The organism is Pseudomonas migulae, assembly GCF_043225285.1.
Taxonomy (GTDB): Bacteria; Pseudomonadota; Gammaproteobacteria; order Pseudomonadales; family Pseudomonadaceae; genus Aquipseudomonas; species Aquipseudomonas migulae_C.
Genome location: NZ_CP171224.1, coordinates 2,815,285 through 2,834,284, shown reverse-complemented (window position 1 = coordinate 2,834,284; position 19,000 = coordinate 2,815,285). Strand labels below are relative to the sequence as shown.

The 19,000-nt window shown below is 60.5% G+C and carries 17 protein-coding genes; 10 read left to right on the top strand and 7 right to left on the bottom strand.

Going from position 1 to position 19,000, the window contains the following annotated elements; genetic code table 11:
- The first annotated feature begins 203 nt into the window (after positions 1-203).
- A complete protein-coding gene (gene katE / locus ACF6ZU_RS13095; RefSeq protein WP_392893035.1) occupies positions 204-2,342 on the top strand; it encodes a catalase HPII in 2,139 nt (712 codons plus the stop codon).
- Between the two features lie 102 nt (positions 2,343-2,444).
- Here katE and ACF6ZU_RS13090 read toward each other — a convergent pair whose 3' ends face one another.
- The 4 genes from ACF6ZU_RS13090 to zur are packed head-to-tail and all read right to left on the bottom strand — an operon-like array spanning position 2,445 to position 5,247.
- Positions 2,445-3,161: a PA5502 family lipoprotein gene (locus ACF6ZU_RS13090; RefSeq protein WP_392893033.1), complete on the bottom strand. Its 717-nt coding sequence runs from the start codon at positions 3,159-3,161 to the stop codon at positions 2,445-2,447.
- A 37-nt stretch (positions 3,162-3,198) separates the two neighbouring features.
- Positions 3,199-3,987: a zinc ABC transporter permease subunit ZnuB gene (gene znuB / locus ACF6ZU_RS13085; RefSeq protein WP_392893031.1), complete on the bottom strand. Its 789-nt coding sequence runs from the start codon at positions 3,985-3,987 to the stop codon at positions 3,199-3,201.
- A complete protein-coding gene (gene znuC, locus ACF6ZU_RS13080) occupies positions 3,980-4,765 on the bottom strand; it encodes a zinc ABC transporter ATP-binding protein ZnuC (protein ID WP_392893028.1) in 786 nt (261 codons plus the stop codon). The genes znuB and znuC overlap by 8 nt, the downstream gene beginning before the upstream one ends.
- Positions 4,765-5,247, bottom strand: coding sequence for a zinc uptake transcriptional repressor Zur (gene zur, locus ACF6ZU_RS13075; protein ID WP_392893026.1), 483 nt, complete (start codon positions 5,245-5,247; stop codon positions 4,765-4,767). The genes znuC and zur overlap by 1 nt, the downstream gene beginning before the upstream one ends.
- Positions 5,248-5,313: 66 nt before the next feature.
- Here zur and ACF6ZU_RS13070 point away from each other — a divergent pair, with 66 nt between their 5' ends.
- The gene (locus tag ACF6ZU_RS13070) at positions 5,314-6,234 is read left to right on the top strand and encodes a zinc ABC transporter substrate-binding protein (RefSeq protein WP_392893024.1); all 921 of its coding nucleotides are present in this window, start codon (positions 5,314-5,316) and stop codon (positions 6,232-6,234) included.
- A 120-nt stretch (positions 6,235-6,354) separates the two neighbouring features.
- On the opposite strand, the gene ACF6ZU_RS13065 is transcribed toward ACF6ZU_RS13070, so the two are convergent.
- The gene (locus tag ACF6ZU_RS13065) at positions 6,355-7,305 is read right to left on the bottom strand and encodes a homoserine kinase (protein WP_392893022.1); all 951 of its coding nucleotides are present in this window, start codon (positions 7,303-7,305) and stop codon (positions 6,355-6,357) included.
- A 58-nt stretch (positions 7,306-7,363) separates the two neighbouring features.
- The gene (locus ACF6ZU_RS13060; RefSeq protein ID WP_392893020.1) at positions 7,364-7,654 is read right to left on the bottom strand and encodes a DUF2782 domain-containing protein; all 291 of its coding nucleotides are present in this window, start codon (positions 7,652-7,654) and stop codon (positions 7,364-7,366) included.
- Positions 7,655-7,728: 74 nt separating this feature from the next.
- Here ACF6ZU_RS13060 and polA point away from each other — a divergent pair, with 74 nt between their 5' ends.
- Positions 7,729-10,500, top strand: coding sequence for a DNA polymerase I (polA, locus tag ACF6ZU_RS13055; RefSeq protein ID WP_392893018.1), 2,772 nt, complete (start codon positions 7,729-7,731; stop codon positions 10,498-10,500).
- 371 nt (positions 10,501-10,871) lie between these two features.
- Here the strand turns inward: polA and yihA are convergent, their stop codons facing one another.
- Entirely contained in the window at positions 10,872-11,513 is a 642-nt protein-coding gene (gene yihA, locus ACF6ZU_RS13050) for a ribosome biogenesis GTP-binding protein YihA/YsxC (RefSeq protein WP_392893016.1), read from the bottom strand.
- A 191-nt stretch (positions 11,514-11,704) separates the two neighbouring features.
- Here yihA and ACF6ZU_RS13045 point away from each other — a divergent pair, with 191 nt between their 5' ends.
- The 7 genes from ACF6ZU_RS13045 (at position 11,705) to ACF6ZU_RS13015 (ending at position 18,999) form a co-directional block, all read left to right on the top strand.
- Complete coding sequence (locus ACF6ZU_RS13045; protein WP_392893014.1) at positions 11,705-11,995, top strand: c-type cytochrome; 291 nt, start codon at positions 11,705-11,707, stop codon at positions 11,993-11,995.
- A 46-nt stretch (positions 11,996-12,041) separates the two neighbouring features.
- Positions 12,042-12,653, top strand: a complete 612-nt coding sequence (locus ACF6ZU_RS13040) for a cytochrome c4 (protein ID WP_054617181.1) — start codon at positions 12,042-12,044, stop codon at positions 12,651-12,653.
- A 199-nt stretch (positions 12,654-12,852) separates the two neighbouring features.
- A complete protein-coding gene (locus ACF6ZU_RS13035) occupies positions 12,853-13,494 on the top strand; it encodes a thiol:disulfide interchange protein DsbA/DsbL (RefSeq protein ID WP_392893011.1) in 642 nt (213 codons plus the stop codon).
- A 14-nt stretch (positions 13,495-13,508) separates the two neighbouring features.
- Positions 13,509-14,387 carry an endonuclease/exonuclease/phosphatase family protein gene (locus ACF6ZU_RS13030; RefSeq protein WP_392893009.1) on the top strand — a complete coding sequence of 293 codons (879 nt, stop codon included), beginning with the start codon at positions 13,509-13,511 and terminating at the stop codon, positions 14,385-14,387.
- Positions 14,384-16,423 (top strand): diguanylate cyclase, encoded by a 2,040-nt coding sequence (locus ACF6ZU_RS13025; protein ID WP_392893007.1) that lies wholly within the window; start codon positions 14,384-14,386, stop codon positions 16,421-16,423. The genes ACF6ZU_RS13030 and ACF6ZU_RS13025 overlap by 4 nt, the downstream gene beginning before the upstream one ends.
- 103 nt (positions 16,424-16,526) lie before the next feature.
- Positions 16,527-17,309, top strand: a complete 783-nt coding sequence (locus ACF6ZU_RS13020; RefSeq protein WP_392893005.1) for an N-acetylmuramoyl-L-alanine amidase — start codon at positions 16,527-16,529, stop codon at positions 17,307-17,309.
- A 76-nt stretch (positions 17,310-17,385) separates the two neighbouring features.
- Complete coding sequence (locus tag ACF6ZU_RS13015; protein ID WP_392893003.1) at positions 17,386-18,999, top strand: EAL domain-containing protein; 1,614 nt, start codon at positions 17,386-17,388, stop codon at positions 18,997-18,999.
- The last annotated feature ends 1 nt before the right edge of the window (position 19,000 follow it).

The window sequence follows — 19,000 nt, the reverse complement described above, 5'->3', positions numbered from 1 at the left end:
CCTGTCCGTATAGAGGTTATTAGCATTTATTCCGCATTCAACCTTTCATTTGGCAATAACGCGATCAAAGGTCATAAAAAAGGAACGGCTAAAAACACCGTCAGTCACTAATAAGGCAACTCGAAAACGCCCCCGGTGCCGTGCCTGGGGTTTGAAAAAGCGTCCTGGCTACGGCGGGAATCGCAACGAGGAGTCTACGACTGATGAGTACTAAAAAGCCTGCCGCCCCTAAAAGCGCTATGGCCGGGACCGATACCCCGGACCGCGGCAACACCAATGCCAAGCTCGACAGCCTGGAAAAATTCCGTTCCGATGCCACCGAACAGGCCCTGCGCACCAACCAGGGCGTGAAGGTGTCGGACAACCAGAACACTCTGAAGGCCGGTGCCCGCGGGCCGTCGTTGCTGGAAGACTTCATCATGCGTGAAAAGATCACGCACTTTGACCATGAGCGCATCCCGGAGCGCATCGTCCATGCCCGCGGCACCGGCGCCCATGGTTACTTCCAGAGCTACGAGAACCATTCAGTATTGACCAAGGCTGGTTTCCTGCAGGACCCCGGCAAAAAAACTCCGGTGTTCGTGCGTTTTTCCACGGTGCAGGGGCCGCGCGGGTCGGGCGATACCGTACGGGACGTGCGCGGTTTCGCCGTGAAGTTCTTCACCGACGAAGGCAACTTCGACCTGGTGGGCAACAATATGCCGGTGTTTTTCATACAGGATGCGATCAAGTTTCCTGACTTTGTGCACGCAGTAAAACCCGAGCCGCACAACGAAATTCCTACGGGCGGCTCGGCTCACGACACCTTCTGGGATTTTGTCTCGCTGGTCCCGGAGTCGGCGCACATGGTGATCTGGGCCATGTCCGACCGGGCGATCCCGAAAAGCCTGCGCAGCATGCAGGGCTTCGGCGTGCACACCTTCCGGCTGATCAACGCCGAGGGCAAATCACGCTTCGTCAAATTCCACTGGCGCCCTGCCGCCGGCACGTGCTCGCTGGTCTGGGATGAGGCCCAGAAGCTGGCCGGCAAGGACACCGACTATCACCGTCGCGATCTCTGGGAATCGATCGAAACCGGCGACTACCCAGAATGGGAATTGGGTGTACAGGTCGTCGAAGAGGAAAACGAACACGCCTTCGATTTCGACATTCTCGACCCGACCAAACTGATTCCCGAAGAGCTGGTGCCCATCACTCCGCTGGGCAAAATGGTGCTCAACCGCAACCCGGACAATTTCTTTGCGGAAACCGAGCAGGTTGCGTTCTGCCCGGGGCACATCGTGCCGGGGATCGATTTTTCCAACGACCCGTTGCTGCAAGGCCGGTTGTTTTCCTACACCGATACGCAAATCAGCCGACTCGGTGGGCCGAACTTTCACGAGATCCCGATCAACCGTCCGGTTGCACCGTTCCACAACGGCCAGCGGGATGCGTTGCACCGCACCACGATCGACAAGGGCCGCGCGGCCTACGAGCCGAACTCCATCGACGGCGGCTGGCCAAAAGAAACCCCGCCCGCCGCACAGGACGGTGGCTTTGAAAGTTATCCGGAGCGGATCGACGCCAACAAGATCCGTCAGCGCAGCGAGTCGTTCAGCGACCACTTTTCGCAGGCGCGGCTTTTCTTTCACAGCATGAGCAAGCACGAGCAGGAACACATCATCTCGGCCTACAGCTTTGAGCTGGGCAAGGTTGAGCGTGAGCACATCCGCGTGCGCGAGGTGAACGAGATCCTCGCCAACATCGACCTCGAACTAGCCAAGCGTGTGGCGCAGAACCTGGGCTTGCCGGCGCCGAAGGCCGGGACGGTCGATGTGCCGAAGATATCCCTGGACCGTTCGCCGGCCCTGAGCCAGGCCAATTTGTTGCCGGGCGATATCAAGACCCGGAAGGTTGCGATTCTGGCGGCCAACGGGGTGGATGGCGCGGCGATCGATGCAATGAAAAAAGCACTGAACGCCGAAGGGGCGCACGCCAAGCTGCTTGGCCCTACCTCTGCCCCGGTCACCACAGCTGATGGCAAGTCGCTGCCGGTGGATGCGTCAATGGAAGGGCTGCCTTCGGTAGCATTCGACGCGGTATTCGTGCCTGGTGGGGCGGCGTCGGTCAAGGCGTTGAGCGGTGACGGCGTGGCGTTGCACTACGTGCTGGAGGCATACAAGCATTTGAAAGCGATTGCGCTGCAAGGTGAGGCCAAGCAGTTGCTGGATGTGTTGAAACTGGAGGCTGATGCGGGGTTGATCGTGGGAGCGGATGCCAAGTTGATCAAGCCGTTTTTTGCCGCGATCGGGCAGCATCGGGTTTGGGATCGGGAGGCTAAGGCCAAGGCGATTCCGGCCTGAGATTTGTGTTGTTCGTAAGGACGCTATCGCGAGCAGGCTCGCTCCTACAGTGGATTGAGGTGTGACATAGATCCCTGTAGGAGCGAGCCTGCTCGCGATGCTTTAGGGTTTACGCGGGCTCAAGACCATTTGCGCCGGAACATTGCGCAGAATCTGCTTCTGCAACTTCAGGTCAAACCCCGAATCCAGCTTCTTCACCCGCTTGGTCAGCAACGTCGCCAACCACGGATAGTCCTCCGTGCGTGGCGCCTGAATGCTCACGTCACACTGATAATTCACCACATCTGCCGCGATCGCGTCCAGTTGGCGGCGAAGTTTGCTCATATCGGTGAGGTTCAAAGCGACGGTGGTGCTTTCAGCCGTCGGATCAATCACTTTCGCCTGCGGTTTGGCTTCAGCCGCCAACAGCGCCGCTTCCGCTTTATCCAGCTCGGCCTTGCGCGCATTGACGATGGCGTTGTTGACTCCACCCGTCAGCGCTGGCGCCTTGGGCATCAACGCCCGGGCACGGCTCAGGGCGGTTGCGGCGGCGTTCACATCGCCTTTTTGCAGGACGATCTGGCTACGTTGCAGATAGGCTTCGGCCAGCTGACGCTGGTACTGCACCAGGGACTGATCGTCGGGCGATGCGGCCTGCAAGGCAGCCAATTGGTCCTCAGCGGTGGCCAGTTCGCTGCTGGCGAGGCTTTGTTCGAGCTGTGCGATGGCCGCAGACCTCGCATTGGTGGCCTCGGTGGCCGCCGGCGGCGTGCTTTGGCATGCGCCCAGTAGCAGCGAAAATGCGACAAGGAGCAGATAACGGGAGGCGAACGGCTTCATTCCTGCGACTCTCTATTTGCGCAAAAAACGAGCAAGTCTACACCCCTCGACGGGGCAGGACAAAACTCAGCAGAAACAGTGCGGCGGCCGTCACAACAATTGACGGGCCCGCCGGGGTGTCCTTGAACCAGGACAAAGCCAGGCCACCACACACCGCGAGCATGCCCAGCAGGCTCGCGCCCAGTGCCATCTGCTCCGGCGACCGGGCGTGACGTTGTGCCGCAGCCGCAGGGATGATCAGCAGCGACGTGATCAGCAACACACCGACGATTTTCATCGCCACGGCGATCACGACGGCGATCAGCAGCATCAGGGTCAGGCGCAACGCCGGCACCGGCAAACCTTCCACCCTCGCCAGCTCTTCGTGCACCGTGATCGCCAGCAATGGCCGCCACAACGTGACCAGCAACGCCAGAACGGCCGCACTGCCACCGAGAATCCACGCCAGGTCGGTCGGACTGATCGCCAGCAAGTCGCCGAACAGATAGGCCATCAGGTCGATCCGTACTTCGTGCATGAAGCTTAGTACGACAAGTCCGAGAGAGAGCGTGCTCGGTGCGAGAATTCCCAAAAGGGTGTCGGACGCGAGCGGCTGACGCTGTTGCAACGTCACCAGCAACACGGCCAGCAGCAAACAGCCGACGGTGACCGCCACGGTCGGGCTGACATCCAGCAGGAAACCCAATGCCACGCCGAGCAGGGCGGCGTGGGACAGGGTGTCGCCAAAATAGGCCATGCGCCGCCAGACCACGAAAGAACCCAGCGGACCCGCCACCAGCGCCAGGGCCAGACCTGCAAGCAGGGCGAAGAGCAGAAAATCAGCCATGCTTGCAGCCATCTCCATGGACGTGAGGTTGGGCGGCCGGGACCGCAGTGACCACCGAACCATGCAGATCATGGGCGTGGTCGTGATGGTGGTGATAAATCGCCAGGCTTTGTGCGTTCTTTCCGAACAGCTCGACGAACGCCGGATCGCCGCTGACCTGCTCGGGATGACCGGAGCAGCAGACGTGCCGGTTCAGGCAGACCACCTGATCGGTGGTGCTCATGACCAAATGCAGATCGTGGGAAACCATCAACACGCCGCAGCCGTGACGGTCACGCAGTCGGGTGATCAGGCTGTACAGCTCGGCTTGCCCCGCTACGTCGACGCCCTGTACCGGCTCGTCGAGCACCAGCAGTTCAGGCTCGCGCAACAGCGCCCGGGCCAGCAGCACGCGCTGCATCTCACCGCCGGAAACACTTTGCACCGGGCTGTCGATCACCTGCTCGGCGCCGACTTCCTTGAGGGCAGCCAAGACGCGAGCACGATCCACACCCGGCACCAGGCGCAGGAAACGCAGCACCGACAGTGGCAGCGTCGGGTCGACGTGAAGTTTTTGCGGCATGTAACCGACGCGCAGTTTCGGCTTGCGCCACACGCTGCCGCTGTCCGGCTTCAACAAGCCGAGCACCGCGCGCACCAGGGTCGTCTTGCCGGCACCGTTAGGGCCGATCAGGGTGACGATCTGCCCCGGTTCGACACTCAGTTCGATGTTATCCAGCACGCTTTGCCCGGCAAACGTGACGGCAACCTGCTCGAGGCGGATCAGCGCATTGCTCATCAAGCCCCCTGGCAACCCGAGCAGAGGCCGACCACTTCAACGGTCTGGCCTTCGACAACGAACCCGACATCCTTGGCGCTGCTGATGATCGCGTCGCTGATGGATTTCTGTTCGAGCTCGATGGCGGCATGGCATTCACGGCAAATCAGGAACTGGCCCTGGTGGGCGTGCTCCGGGTGATTGCAGCCTACGAAGGCGTTCAGCGAGGAGATGCGGTGAACGAGGCCGTTTTCCAGCAGGAAATCCAGCGCGCGGTACACGGTAGGCGGCGCGGCGCGGCGGCCATCCTGCTCACTGAGTACCGCGAGAATGTCGTAAGCACCCAGCGGCTTATGGCTTTGCCACACCAGTTCCAGCACCCGCCGGCGCAAGGCGGTCAGGCGCAAGCCTTGACGTGCGCACAGGGCATCGGCCTCAGACAGAGCGCTGTGAACGCAATGGGAGTGGTCGTGGGGACGGCTGGCAATCGGTGTTTTAGGCATGAGCGGCGACGAGTTTTGTGAGAGACGTTATTATGTTACCCGTTCTCGCCTCTTTGAGTGGTCATCGTGTCCCGACTTTTTTCTATCTTTGTCGCATTTGTCGCCAGTTTTCTGTTGATCGGTTCTGCTCAGGCCGAAGTCAAAGTCCTCACCAGCATCAAGCCGCTGCAGCTGATTGCCGCTGCGGTGCAGGATGGCGTGGCGATCCCGGAAGTGCTGCTGCCGCCAGGTGCTTCACCGCATAACTATGCCCTGCGCCCGTCCGACGTACGGAAGGTGCAGTCGGTGGATCTGCTGTACTGGATCGGGCCGGACATGGAAGGCTTCCTGCCTCGCGTGCTGAATGGTCGTACGTTGCCAAGCGTCGCCGTGCAGGATTTGCCGGGCTTGAAACTGCGTCGCTTCGCCGAGGACAGCCACTCCCACGCCGAAGAAGCCGATGAGCACGACCACGATCATCGCCCCGGCAGCCTCGATGCACACTTGTGGCTATCGCCGGTCAACGCCCGGGTCATCGCGACGAAAATGGCCGCCGACCTGAGCGCTGCCGACCCGGCCAATGCGGCGCGTTATCAAAGCAATCTCAAGGCGTTCGATGACCGTCTCGACGCACTGGATCTGCGGCTGAAAGCCCGTCTGGCGGGCATCGCGGGCAAACCCTATTTTGTGTTCCACGAAGCCTTCGACTATTTCGAAGACGCTTACGGCCTGAAACACACTGGCGTGTTCAGCGTCGCCGCCGAAGTGCAGCCGGGCGCCCAGCATGTCGCGGCCATGCGCTCGCGCTTGCAGGAAGTCGGCAAGACTTGCGTGTTCAGCGAACCGCCGTTGCGCCCGCGCCTGGCAGAAACACTGGTCGCGGGTTTGCCGGTGAAGCTGGCGGAGCTGGATGCACTGGGCGGCTACACACCGGCGACGGCTCAAGGGTATGAGCAGGTGCTGGAGAAATTGGGGAATGATTTGGCGGGATGTCTGGAGTCATTGTAATCCAGGCATTTGTGTCGCCCCCATTCGCGAGCAGGCTCGCTCCCACATTAGATCTCCTGTGCACACAAATCCTGTGAACGACTGAGATAACTGTGGGAGCGAGCCTGCTCGCGAAGCTTTTTAGAGAGCGAACGGCAACGGCGTACTAACCTTCTGCCGCTGCGCCAACCGTTGTTGAAACTCCATCGGATCGTGAATTAACACGTCCTGCCCGGCGAAAGACTCCGCGGCAATCAATCGCGACAACCAGAACCGCACGCACGCCACACGCAGCATGGTCGGCCATAGCTCCGCTTCAGCCGCCGTGAACGGCCGGAGCGCGGCATAGGCCCCCAGCAACGCCCGCGCTCGCGGCCCATCGATCAAGCCGGCATCGTCCGAGCACCAGTCGTTCAAGGCAATCGCCACGTCGTAGAGCATCGGCCCCGAGCAGGCGTTGTAGAAGTCGATTAACCCGGTCAGGTGCGTGCCTTCGAACATCGCGTTGTCGCGGAACAGGTCCGCGTGGATGTTGGCCCGTGGCAGCGCCAGAATTTTCTCTTTCTGCTGTGTGATTTCATCCAGAGCCCGTTGCAGCAGCTCGCGCTGCTCGGCGCTCAGATGGGACAGCAGTTGCGTGCCCTCTTCCAGCATCCAGTCCAGGCCGCGATCGGTTTTGCGCTTGATCATGTTGGCCTGGGTCGCCAGGTGCAGATGGCCGAGCAACTCGCCCACCTGAGCGCAGTGTTGCGCGTTGGCTTCCTTGATGTGCTTGCCGGCGAGGCGCGGTTGCAGCAGCGCTGGCTTGCCGGCCAGTTCGCGCAAGGCCACGCCGTCGGTGGTGCGCAAGGCGTACGGCACCGGCAGGTCGGCTTCATGCAGCACGTCCAGCAGCTCGATGAAGAACGGCATCTCCTGAACCGGGCCGCGCTCGACCAGGGTCAGGACGAATTCGCCCTGCTCCAGGCTGATAAAGAAATTGGTGTTTTCGCTACCGGCGGCAATTCCCTGGAAATCAAGCAGGCGGCCGAGCCCGTATGGGGCGAGAAAGGTTTCCAGCTCGGGCCGAGCCAGCGGGGTGAACACAGACATGTTTTAACTGCCAGTACGGGCGCCGCCGTTTGAGCCGGCGCCGATTGAAATTAAGAAACTACTTCCATTCAAAAATCTTCCACGACGGAATCAGCATATCCGGCTGATCCGAGCGGATGAAGTTACCGTCCGATCCATCGGCGCGCACCAGGAAGTATGGCTTGCCGCCCTTCGGCGTGACCTGGATCGCATACAGGAAACCATTCTGGCGGTATTCCTTGATCGTGTTATCGCCTTCCGTGCGAATGGTTACATCCGGCTCCGGCGAGGGCGCATCGTCCGCCGCCATCACGGCCAACGGTGCAAATACAAACAAGCCAGCCAGCAACAGGCGATTTAGTGTGCGCATGATAACCTTGTCCCTTTGTCGTCAACGGTCCCGCTATTCTAGCGCCGGACCCGCCGAAAAGGTTGATCCTGCTCATGAGCCAAGCCCCCCTCGTCCTGGTGGACGGTTCTTCTTACCTGTACCGCGCCTTTCACGCCCTGCCGCCGCTGACCACCTCCAAAGGTCTGCCGACCGGCGCGGTCAAAGGCGTGCTGAACATGCTCAAGAGTCTGCGCAAGCAGTACCCGGACAGTCCGTTTGCCGTGGTGTTCGACGCCAAGGGTGGGACGTTTCGCGATGACATGTACGCCGAATACAAGGCCAACCGCCCGAGCATGCCCGACGACATGCGCGTGCAGATCGAGCCGTTGCACGAGAGTGTGAAAGCTTTGGGCTTCCCGCTGCTGTGCGTCGAAGGCGTCGAGGCCGATGACGTGATCGGCACCCTGGCCCGGAGCAGCGCGGCCGCTGACCGTCCGGTGATCATCTCCACCGGCGACAAGGACATGGCGCAACTGGTCGACGGCCACATTACCTTGGTCAACACCATGACCGGTAGCAGCATGGACGTGGAGGGCGTGAAGGAGAAATTCGGCGTCGCTCCCGAGCAGATCATCGATTATCTGGCATTGATGGGCGATTCTTCCGACAACATTCCAGGCGTTCCGGGTATCGGTCCGAAAACCGCTTCCGGTCTGCTGGTGGGCGTAAACGGTGGCTTGACCGAGCTGTATGCCCAGCTCGATATCGTCCCGACCCTGCCGATCCGCGGTGCGAAAACCCTGCCGGCCAAGCTCGAAGAGCACAAGGAGATGGCATTCCTCTCCTATCAGCTGGCGACGATCAAGATCGACGTGCCGCTGGACATCGGTCTCGACGACCTGCAAATGGGCAAGCCGGATCACGACAAGCTGGCCGAGCTCTACACCCTGCTGGAATTCAAGAGCTGGTTTGAAGAAAACCAGCGCGACGCCAAGCGTTCCGGCCAGGAAGTCAGCGCGCCGGTGGTTGAAGAAGCCGCCGTCGAGACCGAGCTCAAGTACACCACGATCCTCACCCAGGCCGATTTCGACCTGTGGCTGAAGAAACTCAACGATGCCAAGCTGATCGCCTTCGATACCGAAACGACCGGCATCGATGCGCAACAGGCGCAACTGGTCGGCCTGTCGTTTGCGGTACAGGCCAACGAAGCGGCCTACATCCCGCTGACCCATTCCTACATGGGCGTGCCGGATCAGCTGGATCGCGACACCGTGCTGCTCGCACTGAAACCGATCCTGGAAGACCCGAACAAACTCAAGGTCGGCCAGCACGCCAAGTTCGACATGAATATCCTGGCCAACTGCGCCATCGGTGGCGATCAGAACTGTGGCATCACCGTGCAAGGCGTTGCCTTCGACACCATGCTCGAATCCTACGTGCTGGACTCGACCGCGACCCGCCACGACATGGACAGCCTGGCGCTGAAGTACCTGAACCACACCACCACCGGTTTCCAGGACATCGCCGGCAAGGGTGCCAAGCAGCTGACCTTTGACCAGATCTCTCTGGAACTGGCCGGGCCTTACGCCGCCGAAGACGCTGACGTGACCTTGCGCCTGCATCAGACCCTGCAGGAAAAGCTCAATGCGATTCCGAGCCTGAGCAAAGTCCTGAGCGACATCGAAATGCCGCTGGTGCCGGTGCTTGCGCGCATCGAACGCCAGGGCGCGCTGGTCGACGCCAACCTGCTGGGCATCCAGAGCGTGGAGCTGGGCGAGAAAATGGTCGCGCTGGAGCGTGAGGCATTTGCCATCGCCGGCGAGGAATTCAACCTCGGCTCGCCGAAGCAATTGGGCGTGATCCTGTACGAAAAACTTGGCTTGCCGATCCTCAGCAAAACCGCCAAGGGCCAGGCTTCGACTGCCGAAGCGGTGCTGGCGGAACTGGCCGAACAGGATTACCCGCTGCCCAAGGTGCTGATGCAGTACCGCTCGATGAGCAAACTGAAGAGCACCTACACCGACCGCCTGCCGGAGCAGATCAACCCGCGCACCGGGCGGATTCACACCTCGTATCATCAGGCCGTCGCGGCGACCGGACGTCTGTCGTCCAGCGATCCGAACCTGCAGAACATTCCGATCCGTACCGCGGAAGGCCGGCGGATTCGTCAGGCGTTCGTTGCGCCAAAAGGCTACAAACTGCTGGCCGCGGACTATTCGCAGATCGAACTGCGAATCATGGCCCACCTGGCCAAGGACGAAGGTTTGCTGCACGCCTTCCGCAATGACCTGGACGTGCACAAAGCCACGGCCGCCGAGGTTTTTGGCGTCGATCTGACGGAAGTCACCACGGATCAGCGCCGCAGCGCCAAGGCGATCAACTTCGGTCTGATCTATGGCATGAGCGCATTCGGCCTGGCCAAGCAGATCGGCGTGGACCGCAAACAGTCCCAGGCCTACATCGACCGTTATTTCACCCGCTATCCAGGCGTGCTGGAATACATGGAGCGCACCCGCGCCCAGGCCGCCGAGCAAGGTTTCGTCGAAACCATCTTCGGCCGTCGCCTGTACCTGCCGGAAATCAACGCGAAAAACCCCGCCCTGCGCAAAGGCGCCGAGCGCACAGCGATCAACGCGCCGATGCAAGGCACGGCGGCGGACATCATCAAGAAGGCCATGGTGGCTGTGGATAACTGGCTGACCTCATCGGGTCTCGACGCCAAAGTCATCCTGCAGGTGCACGATGAATTGGTGCTTGAGGTGCGTGAAGATCTGGTCGACCAGGTTCGCGATGAGATTCGCGTGCACATGGCCGAGGCGGCGAAGCTGGACGTGCCGCTGCTGGTCGAGGTGGGCGTAGGCAACAACTGGGACGAGGCTCACTGACCCGTCTTCTGTAGGAGCGAGCCTGCTCGCGATGGTCGTAAACGATGACGCGTGCACCCTGAATGCACGCGGCGCTCAAAATCATCGCGAGCAAGCTCGCTCCTACAGGGTGTTTCGCTGCGGCATAGTGTCGCGACGAAGGGGCTTAGTTCGGTTAGCGATCCGGCTTATTTCAAATGGTTTTTGAAGCTCCGGAACTAAACCTGTGAACTGCCACTCAGAGTAACTGAATGGCTGGTGAAGCCCTTCGATGCTCCTATGTTGTGTTAAGTGTTGGCAGATAATCTGGACCCCGCCCTAGCGGTCCGGAACTTGAACCCCGGAACTTCCCCCTCCCCATAGAAGTCCGGGGTTTTTTTTGCCTGCAGCTTTTACTCCGCGAGTTCGGCGCCCTTGTCCGCCAGCTCCATCCAGCCTGCCAATACAGTGTAGGCCTCTTCCAGCCCCAGGCGTTTCGGTGCCGAAAACAACTGGATAGTGATCGCATCACCCCAGCCTTTGCGAATGTCGGACTGAACCTTGAGCAGAACGTTTTTCGCTGCGCCGTACGTCAGCTTGTCCGCTTTGGTCAGCAAAATGTGCATCGGCATGCCGCTGGCCACGGCCCAATCAAGCATCAACAGGTCGAAATCGGTCATTGGATGACGGATGTCCATCATCAGGATCAGACCTTTCAAACTCTCGCGACCACCCAGATAAGCTTCCAGGTGACGCTGCCAGTGCAGCTTCAGCGGGATAGGTACTTTTGCGTAACCGTAGCCCGGCAGGTCGACCAGACGACGATCATCGTCTAGCTTGAAGAAGTTCAAGAGTTGCGTGCGACCCGGAGTTTTCGAGGTCCGCGCCAGACTGGCATGCGTCAGGGTGTTCAACGCGCTGGATTTACCGGCGTTGGAACGCCCGGCGAAGGCCACTTCAAAGCCTTCGTCGTCGGGACATTGATCGACTTTGGCAGCGCTGAGCATGAAGGTGGACTGTTGGCACAGGCCGAGGATGGGATTCTTGAGTTGCATGGGATTTCCGATGTGGGCGGCGCCGGGAATGGACGCGGCAAGCGGTGTCGTTTCCGTTTCAGTAGCGCCAGTATATAATGCCGCAGATTTTGTGTGCGCTTTGTCCCAGCGTAGGATGAAGTTCACGAGAGCGATTGACCTTGATTGCGCATTAGAACGCAGAACGCTCTCAACCCTGAAAAGGTCGTTTTATGACGAAATGGCTGCTAGCTGCCGGTGTCTTGATGCCGCTTTACAGCGCTCAGGCTACACAGGATCCGGAAGCTGTGTACAACCGTGTTTGTGGTGCCTGTCATTCCGGCCAACTACCCATGGCGCCAAAAAAAGGCGATCAGGCAGCTTGGACGCCGAGGTTGGCGAAAGGTATGGAGACGCTGGTGCAACACGTGACCCAGGGTTTCAAGGCGATGCCGCCGCGTGGTTTGTGCATGGACTGCAGTGCCGAGGATTACCAAGCCATCATCCACTGGATGAGCGAGTGATCCCGGTCCATAACTCTTTAACCCTTAGCCGTAGTTGGATTAGCTGATGAACAAATTGATCGTGAGTCTGCTGTTGACCGTGGGGATCTCCGGCATAGCCCATGCTGCAGGTGATGCAACTGCTGGTCAGGCGAAAGCCGCAGTATGTGGCGCCTGTCATGGCCCGGATGGCAACAGCATGGCGCCTAACTTTCCGAAACTGGCAGGTCAGGGCGAGCGTTATCTGAACAAGCAGTTGCACGACATCAAGTCCGGCAAACGCACGGTGCTTGAAATGACCGGCCTGCTGACCAACCTGAGCGATCAGGACCTGGCCGATATCGCCGCCTACTTCGCCAGCCAGAAAGGCAGCGTTGGCGCCGCCGACCCGAAAGTCGTGGCTCGCGGTGAAGCACTGTTCCGTGGCGGTGACCTGGCCAAGGGTCTGCCAGCCTGTACCGGTTGCCACTCGCCAAATGGCGCAGGCAACGCCGCTGCCGGTTTCCCGCACCTGGGCGGCCAGCACGCCCAGTACGTTGCCAAGCAGCTGACCGACTTCCGCAAGGAAGAAGGCGGCCGTAACAACGATGGCGACACCAAGACCATGCAGACCATTGCCAAACGCCTGAGCGACGAAGATATCGCCGCGGTGTCCAGCTACATTCAAGGCCTGCACTAAGACGTCGAACGGGGCGTCGCGCGGGACGTACATCTCCTGCAACGTTAACGCTCTATTAATCCGTCGCGACAAGTATAAAAAGGGTGGCTCCGGCCGCCCTTTTTTGTGGCCGCTGCCGTTACACTACAGAACTCAAGCCCGCCATGACCTGTCTGAAAACAGGTCGCGCGAGGCGACCCAAATTGTCCAGGAGTAAAGCATGCGTAATCTGATCATCAGCGCCGCACTCGTCGCTGCCAGCCTGTTCGGCATGACTGCCCAAGCCGCCGAAGCACCCGCCGCCCCTTACGTCGAACTGAGCAATCCGGTTCCGGTCGCAGTGCCTGGCAAGATCGAAGTCGTCGAGTTGTTCTGGTATGGCTGCCCGCATTGCTACGCCTTTGAACCGGTCATCAACCCTTGGGTCGAGAAGCTGCCTTCGGACGTGAACTTCGTCCGTATCCCTGCCATGTTCGGCGGCCCGTGGGATGCTCACGGCCAAATGTTCCTGACCCTGGAAGCCATGGGCGTCGAGGGCAAGGTTCACGCCGCGGTGTTCAACGCGATTCAGAAAGAACACAAGAAGCTCGTCGACAAGAATGAAATGGCCGACTTCCTGGCGACCCAGGGCGTAGACAAGGACAAGTTCCTGGCGACCTTCGACTCCTTCGCCATCAAGGGCCAGATCAACAAGGCTCGTGAACTGGCCAAGAAATATGAAATCTCCGGCGTTCCAACCATGATCGTCAACGGCAAGTATCGCTTTGACGTCGGTTCTGCCGGCGGCGCCGAACAAGCGCTGCAGCTGGCCGACAAACTGGTCGACAAAGAGCGAGCGGCTAACAAGGCTGCTGCCAACTAAGCGCGGGGCCCGCCATGCGCCGCTGGGGTACTGAACGCATCGTCGGCCTGCATGATCCGCGGGTCAACGAGCATCATCTGGAATCGACGGGCCTGCCCGCAGACAGCCGTCTGCGCTTGCTCAGTTTCAATATCCAGGTCGGCATCAGTACCGAGCGGTATCGGCATTACCTGACCCGGGGCTGGCAACACCTGTTGCCGCACACCGGGCGCGCCGACAACCTGCAAAAGATCGGCAACCTGCTGGGCGACTTCGATCTGGTTGCCCTGCAGGAAGCCGATGGCGGCAGCCTGAGATCCGGCTACGTCAATCAGGTCGAACACCTGGCGCAACTCGGCGCCTTCCCCTACTGGTATCAACAACTCAATCGCAATCTCGGCCGTCTCGGCCAGCACAGCAATGGCGTGCTGAGCCGCCTGCGCCCGTGGGCGATTGAAGATCATCCGCTTCCGGGGCCCAAGGGTCGCGGGGCGATCCTGGTGCGCTTCGGCGAAGGTCCGGAAGCGCTGGTGGTGGTCATGATGCATCTGGCGCTGGGCGCCCGCGCCCGGAGTATGCAACTGGCCTATATCCGCGAGCTGATCGGCGGTTACAAGCATCAGGTGCTGATGGGCGACATGAATACCCATGCCAGTGACTTGCTGCAGCACTCTCCGTTGCGCGACCTCGGCTTGCTCGCGCCGCAACTGGAAGCCACCTTCCCGAGCTGGCGTCCGCAACGCTGCCTTGACCATATTCTGCTGAGCCCGAGCCTGACGCTTGAAAAGGTCGAAGTGCTGGCACAGCCCATTTCCGATCACCTGCCGGTCGCGGTAGAGATTCGTCTGCCGGGTTCGCTCACGGCCGATGCATTGCCCGCGTTGAGTCCTGCCCTTCGCGGATCCCATGAATGAGCGACGAAACACAGCGCTGGAAAGAGAAATACCTCAAAGGCATCGAACAACAGGAAAAGCTTGAGCGTCGCTGGGACGCCCGACTCGACCTGCTGCGTCGCGGACTGGTACGCAGCACGCTGGCGGCCGAGGGCACTGACCGCGCGGTCGACCAGTGCATGAAGGAAATGCGCGATGTCATCCGCACCGATGAGATGGACGCCGGCCTGGCGGCTTTGCTTCCACGGCTGGAGAAGGCGGTCCTCGACTCCGAACAGCGCCGCGAGACCCGGGTCAATCAGACCAGTGCCGCGCTGACAGCACTGGTCACACAGTTGCAGAAACTGCCGCTGCCCCGGGAAGTGAGCCGCCCCCTCAAGAACTTCGCCAAAACCCTCGATAACCGGGTCAGCCAGGCGCGTGAGATCCCACTACTGCTCAGCGAACTCAGCGGCCTGCAAGGCAAAGCCTTGAGTCAGCTGGAGCACCCGGCAGAACCGGGTCGTCCGGGTTTGTTGCAGCGTTTGTTTGGCGGCCATGGCGCGGAGGAAACCCCACAACAGCCGGCGCACCCGGACGCGCAATCGCCCGCCGCGCTGCCTGTCGATGTGGCAGTCACCCCTGTCGAGTTGCTACGGGAAATGGTCGACCACGCGCCCGTCGCCGACGCCCTTTCTCCCATTGAACATCCTGCCGAGCCAGCCCCGCCGGTGATCGACACGACGCCGGCCGTGCCGTTACCTGCTGAAGTCGTGGCATTTGTCCCGCCAGTCCATACACCTGATCCGACACCCGCTTCGCACACAGCGTCACCGGCGGACATTCAACCCGCAGCGCCGCCAGCACTGATTGCCGAGCCTCAACCGGCAATCAACCCTGACGAACTGACGCCGGCGGTGTTCCTCGACCGCCTGCCCCTGCCCTCGGCCATGGCCCAGGCATTGGCGGCCATTGATCCCGAACAGCCCGAGCACGACATTCTCTATGCCCTGCCGGACTCACCGGAGCCGTCCTACAGCTCCGTCGCCAAGCACATCGAAGACACGTTGCTGGGGCTGCTGGACGACCTGTCGCTGCCCGAGCGCCATCGCCCGCAAGCCGAAGCGATGCGCGATCGACTGCAAAACGGATTGAACTGGTACGAGTTGCTGCCGATTCTCGATGACCTGGCCACCTTGATGCTGGCGATCAACGACAGCGGTCAGCACGAATTCGAAGCCTATCTGCAGCAACTCAACGAACGCCTGGAGTCATTCCAGAGCAACTTGCAAGCCGCCTCCGACGGCCATGCGGACAACCGCTCCGCCGCGCGGGAAATGGACACGCAGATCCGCGAACAGGTCGACGGATTGCAGAGCAGCATGCAAGAGGCGGCGGACCTGGATGATCTCAAGCACGTTCTCGAGAACCATCTCGAAGGCCTGCTCGGGACCATGGATCAACACCAGAAGCAGCGCGACGAACGCGAGCAGGAAGTGGCGGCGCGCCTCAAAGGCCTGGCCGAGCGCGTGGCCCATATGGAACAGGAAGCCCAGGGTTATCGCGAGCATCTTGAAGAGCAGCGCCAGAAAGCCTTGATCGACCCGCTGACCGGCCTGCCCAACCGGGCGGCCTGGAGCGAACGGCTCGACCACGAGATCGCTCAGTGGCAACAGCACGGCAACACGTTGTTGCTGGCGATGCTCGACCTCGACCATTTCAAACGCATCAACGATAACTACGGCCACCTGGCGGGAGACAAGGTGCTGAAAATCATCGCCAGCGTATTGCGCAAACGCCTGCGCGGAACTGATTTCATCGCCCGTTTTGGCGGTGAAGAATTCGTCCTGCTGATGCCCGGCACTGTGCCGGCAGTGGGGGCGAAGTTGCTGGAAAACCTGCGCGCGTCCATCGAAGCCTGCCCGTTCCATTTCAAAAACGAGCCGGTGACCATCACCGTTTCGATGGGGATGACCGCCTTCAGACCCGGCGAACACAGCGATCTGGTGCTGAAAAGAGCCGATCAGGCGCTCTACCGCGCCAAAAACGCTGGCCGTAACCGGGTGGAGCTGGGCTGACGGCCAATTGTTCCATTTTGTTTAAATGATCCCGCTGGCCGTCGTCGCACGGGGCAGTACGTTACACTGTTGCATTACTGTCCTGTGCGTACCGCCTTCTGCCATGAAATATTTTGCTCTCATTGTCTCGCTGATCCTCCTGGCCGGTTGTGCCAGCGGCCCTCGGTTCGACACCAGCCACCCTTCAGTCAATCACGACAGTCGCATCCAGTTCGTGGTGGTGCATTACACCTCCGCCTCGCTGGAGCGTTCGCTGCAATTGCTCACCCATGGCGAGGTCAGCAGCCATTACCTGATCGGCGACGATAAAAACGCCACGATCTTTAAGCTGGTCGATGAGAACCTGCGGGCCTGGCACGCCGGCGAAAGTGAATGGCAAGGCCGGACCTGGCTGAACTCCAGCTCCATCGGCATCGAAATCGTCAACCCGGGGTTCAAGCAAAGACCGAACGGCGAGCGTTACTGGTATCCCTACAGCGAAGCTCAGGTCCAGTCCTTGATCGTGTTGCTCAAAGACATCAGCAAGCGTTACGCCATCAACCCCCGCAACATCATCGGCCATAGCGACATCGCGCCGTTGCGCAAGCTGGATCCGGGTCCGCTGTTCCCCTGGAAACGCCTGGCGGCCGAGGGTCTGGGCATCTGGCCGAACGAGCAGGCTGTCGCGCGTCAACAAGGCCAGTTCGAAACAGAACTGCCAAGCATCAGCTGGTTTCAGGGGCAACTGGCTCGCCTGGGTTATGCCACGCCACAAACCGGCGAACTGGATGTCGCGACGCGTCACGTGATCGCCGCCTTCCAGATGCATTTCCGCCCTTCCCGCTTTGATGGCCTGCCGGACGCGCAAACGGCTGCGCTGCTCCAGGTACTTAATCAGACAAAATAATGACGGCCGCCCGACGGTAAGGGCTTTTTCCCAATCAGCAGCTATAACTCATTGGTAATCCGTCGGATATTCCCCTATGCCTGCTGCTCGAGAGACGCTAAGAAGCTGGTTCTATCGCCCGTGGTTTTTGGCGATGCTGGCGGCTGCCGCCAGCAGCGCAGTGCTACTGGCCCTCAGCCTTTTCATGGCGATTCACCAGGTCGAGCAGAACGAAAGCCAGGAAATGAACGCGCAGGGTGAGCGATTTCTCGCGCGTCTGGAGCAGTTGTTCGGTCAATTACGCGAAAGTTTGGACGATCTGGAAGCCCAACCGCTGCGAAGCTGCGACAAGGATATGATCGCCACCTTGCAGCAGGTCACCTTCAATTACCGCTTCGTTTACGAAGCCGCGTATATGGATGCCTCTAAGATCTGCTCCAACCGTCCGCGCCAGGAAGGATTATCGCTGGCCCGTGCCCCGGACATCAAAGACCCCACTTACAGTTACTGGCTCAACACCACCACCGAACCGGACGAAAACCGCGCCGCGCTGATGCTCGGACGCGGCAACTTTCGTGTCGCGACCTCCCGCGGACATTTGACCGACATGGTCGACCTGTCGCCGGGCAGCAGCCTGTTGGTGATCCTCGATAAAGGTACCCGCGCGATTCCGGTGCTGGGCTCCGCGCAAGCCTGGCCGCCCACCCAGCCGTGGCCCCCGAAAACCACTGAAGCCTTGCAAGTCACCCCGACTCGTCTGATTTACCTCATGCCCACCAAAAGCCCTGAATACCAATTGGTACTGATCACCCCGCGTACCGCCCTGAATGTGCCCACTGCCTGGTGGTGGCTGGTGCCGGCCAGCCTGGCGCTGGGCGTATTGGTGGGTTTCATGGTGTTTCTGCTGGTACGTCAGCGGCAATCGCTGGACGCCGAATTGGCGGGCGCGATACGGCGAGGCGAGTTGCAGGTGTTGTACCAGCCCATCTTCGACCTCGACAGTCGCAATTGCGTCGGGGCTGAAGCCCTCCTGCGCTGGCGCCGGCCCGACGGCACCCTGACCAGTCCCGACCTGTTTATTCCCATGGCGGAGAACACCGGCCAGATCCGCCAGATGACCGACTTCGTCCTGCAACGCCTGCTTGAGCAGCTCGGGCATTTGTTGCGGGCCAATCCGCAGCTGTACATCTCGGTCAACCTGGCGGCGTGCGACGTCATGGTGCCGCGTATCGGCCAGGTAATGGCGCGGCTGCTGATCCTGCACCGGGTCGCGGCCAAGCAAATCGCCTTTGAGGTGACCGAGCGCGGACTGATCGACGTGGTGGTGGCCCGGGAAAACCTGCAAGCCTTACGCGACGTCGGGCATCAGGTGTTGATCGATGATTTCGGCACCGGCTATTGCAGCCTCGCCTACCTGCAAACCCTGCCGGTGGATTGCCTGAAAATCGACAAGGCGTTTATCGACGCACTCGGTCATGACGCCGCCAGCAGCGGTGTGGCGCCGCACATCATTCACATGGCTCAGTCACTGCATCTCAAGGTGATTGCCGAGGGCATCGAACATGAAGCCCAGGCAGCGTTCCTGAGCAGCGAAGGGGTGAAGTTCGGTCAGGGCTGGCTGTTCGCCCATGCGCTGAGCGCCGTGCAGTTCATCGAGCTGATTACCCGCGGCCGGCGCCTGGCCGGTCGACGCCTGGATGATGAAGCATAGA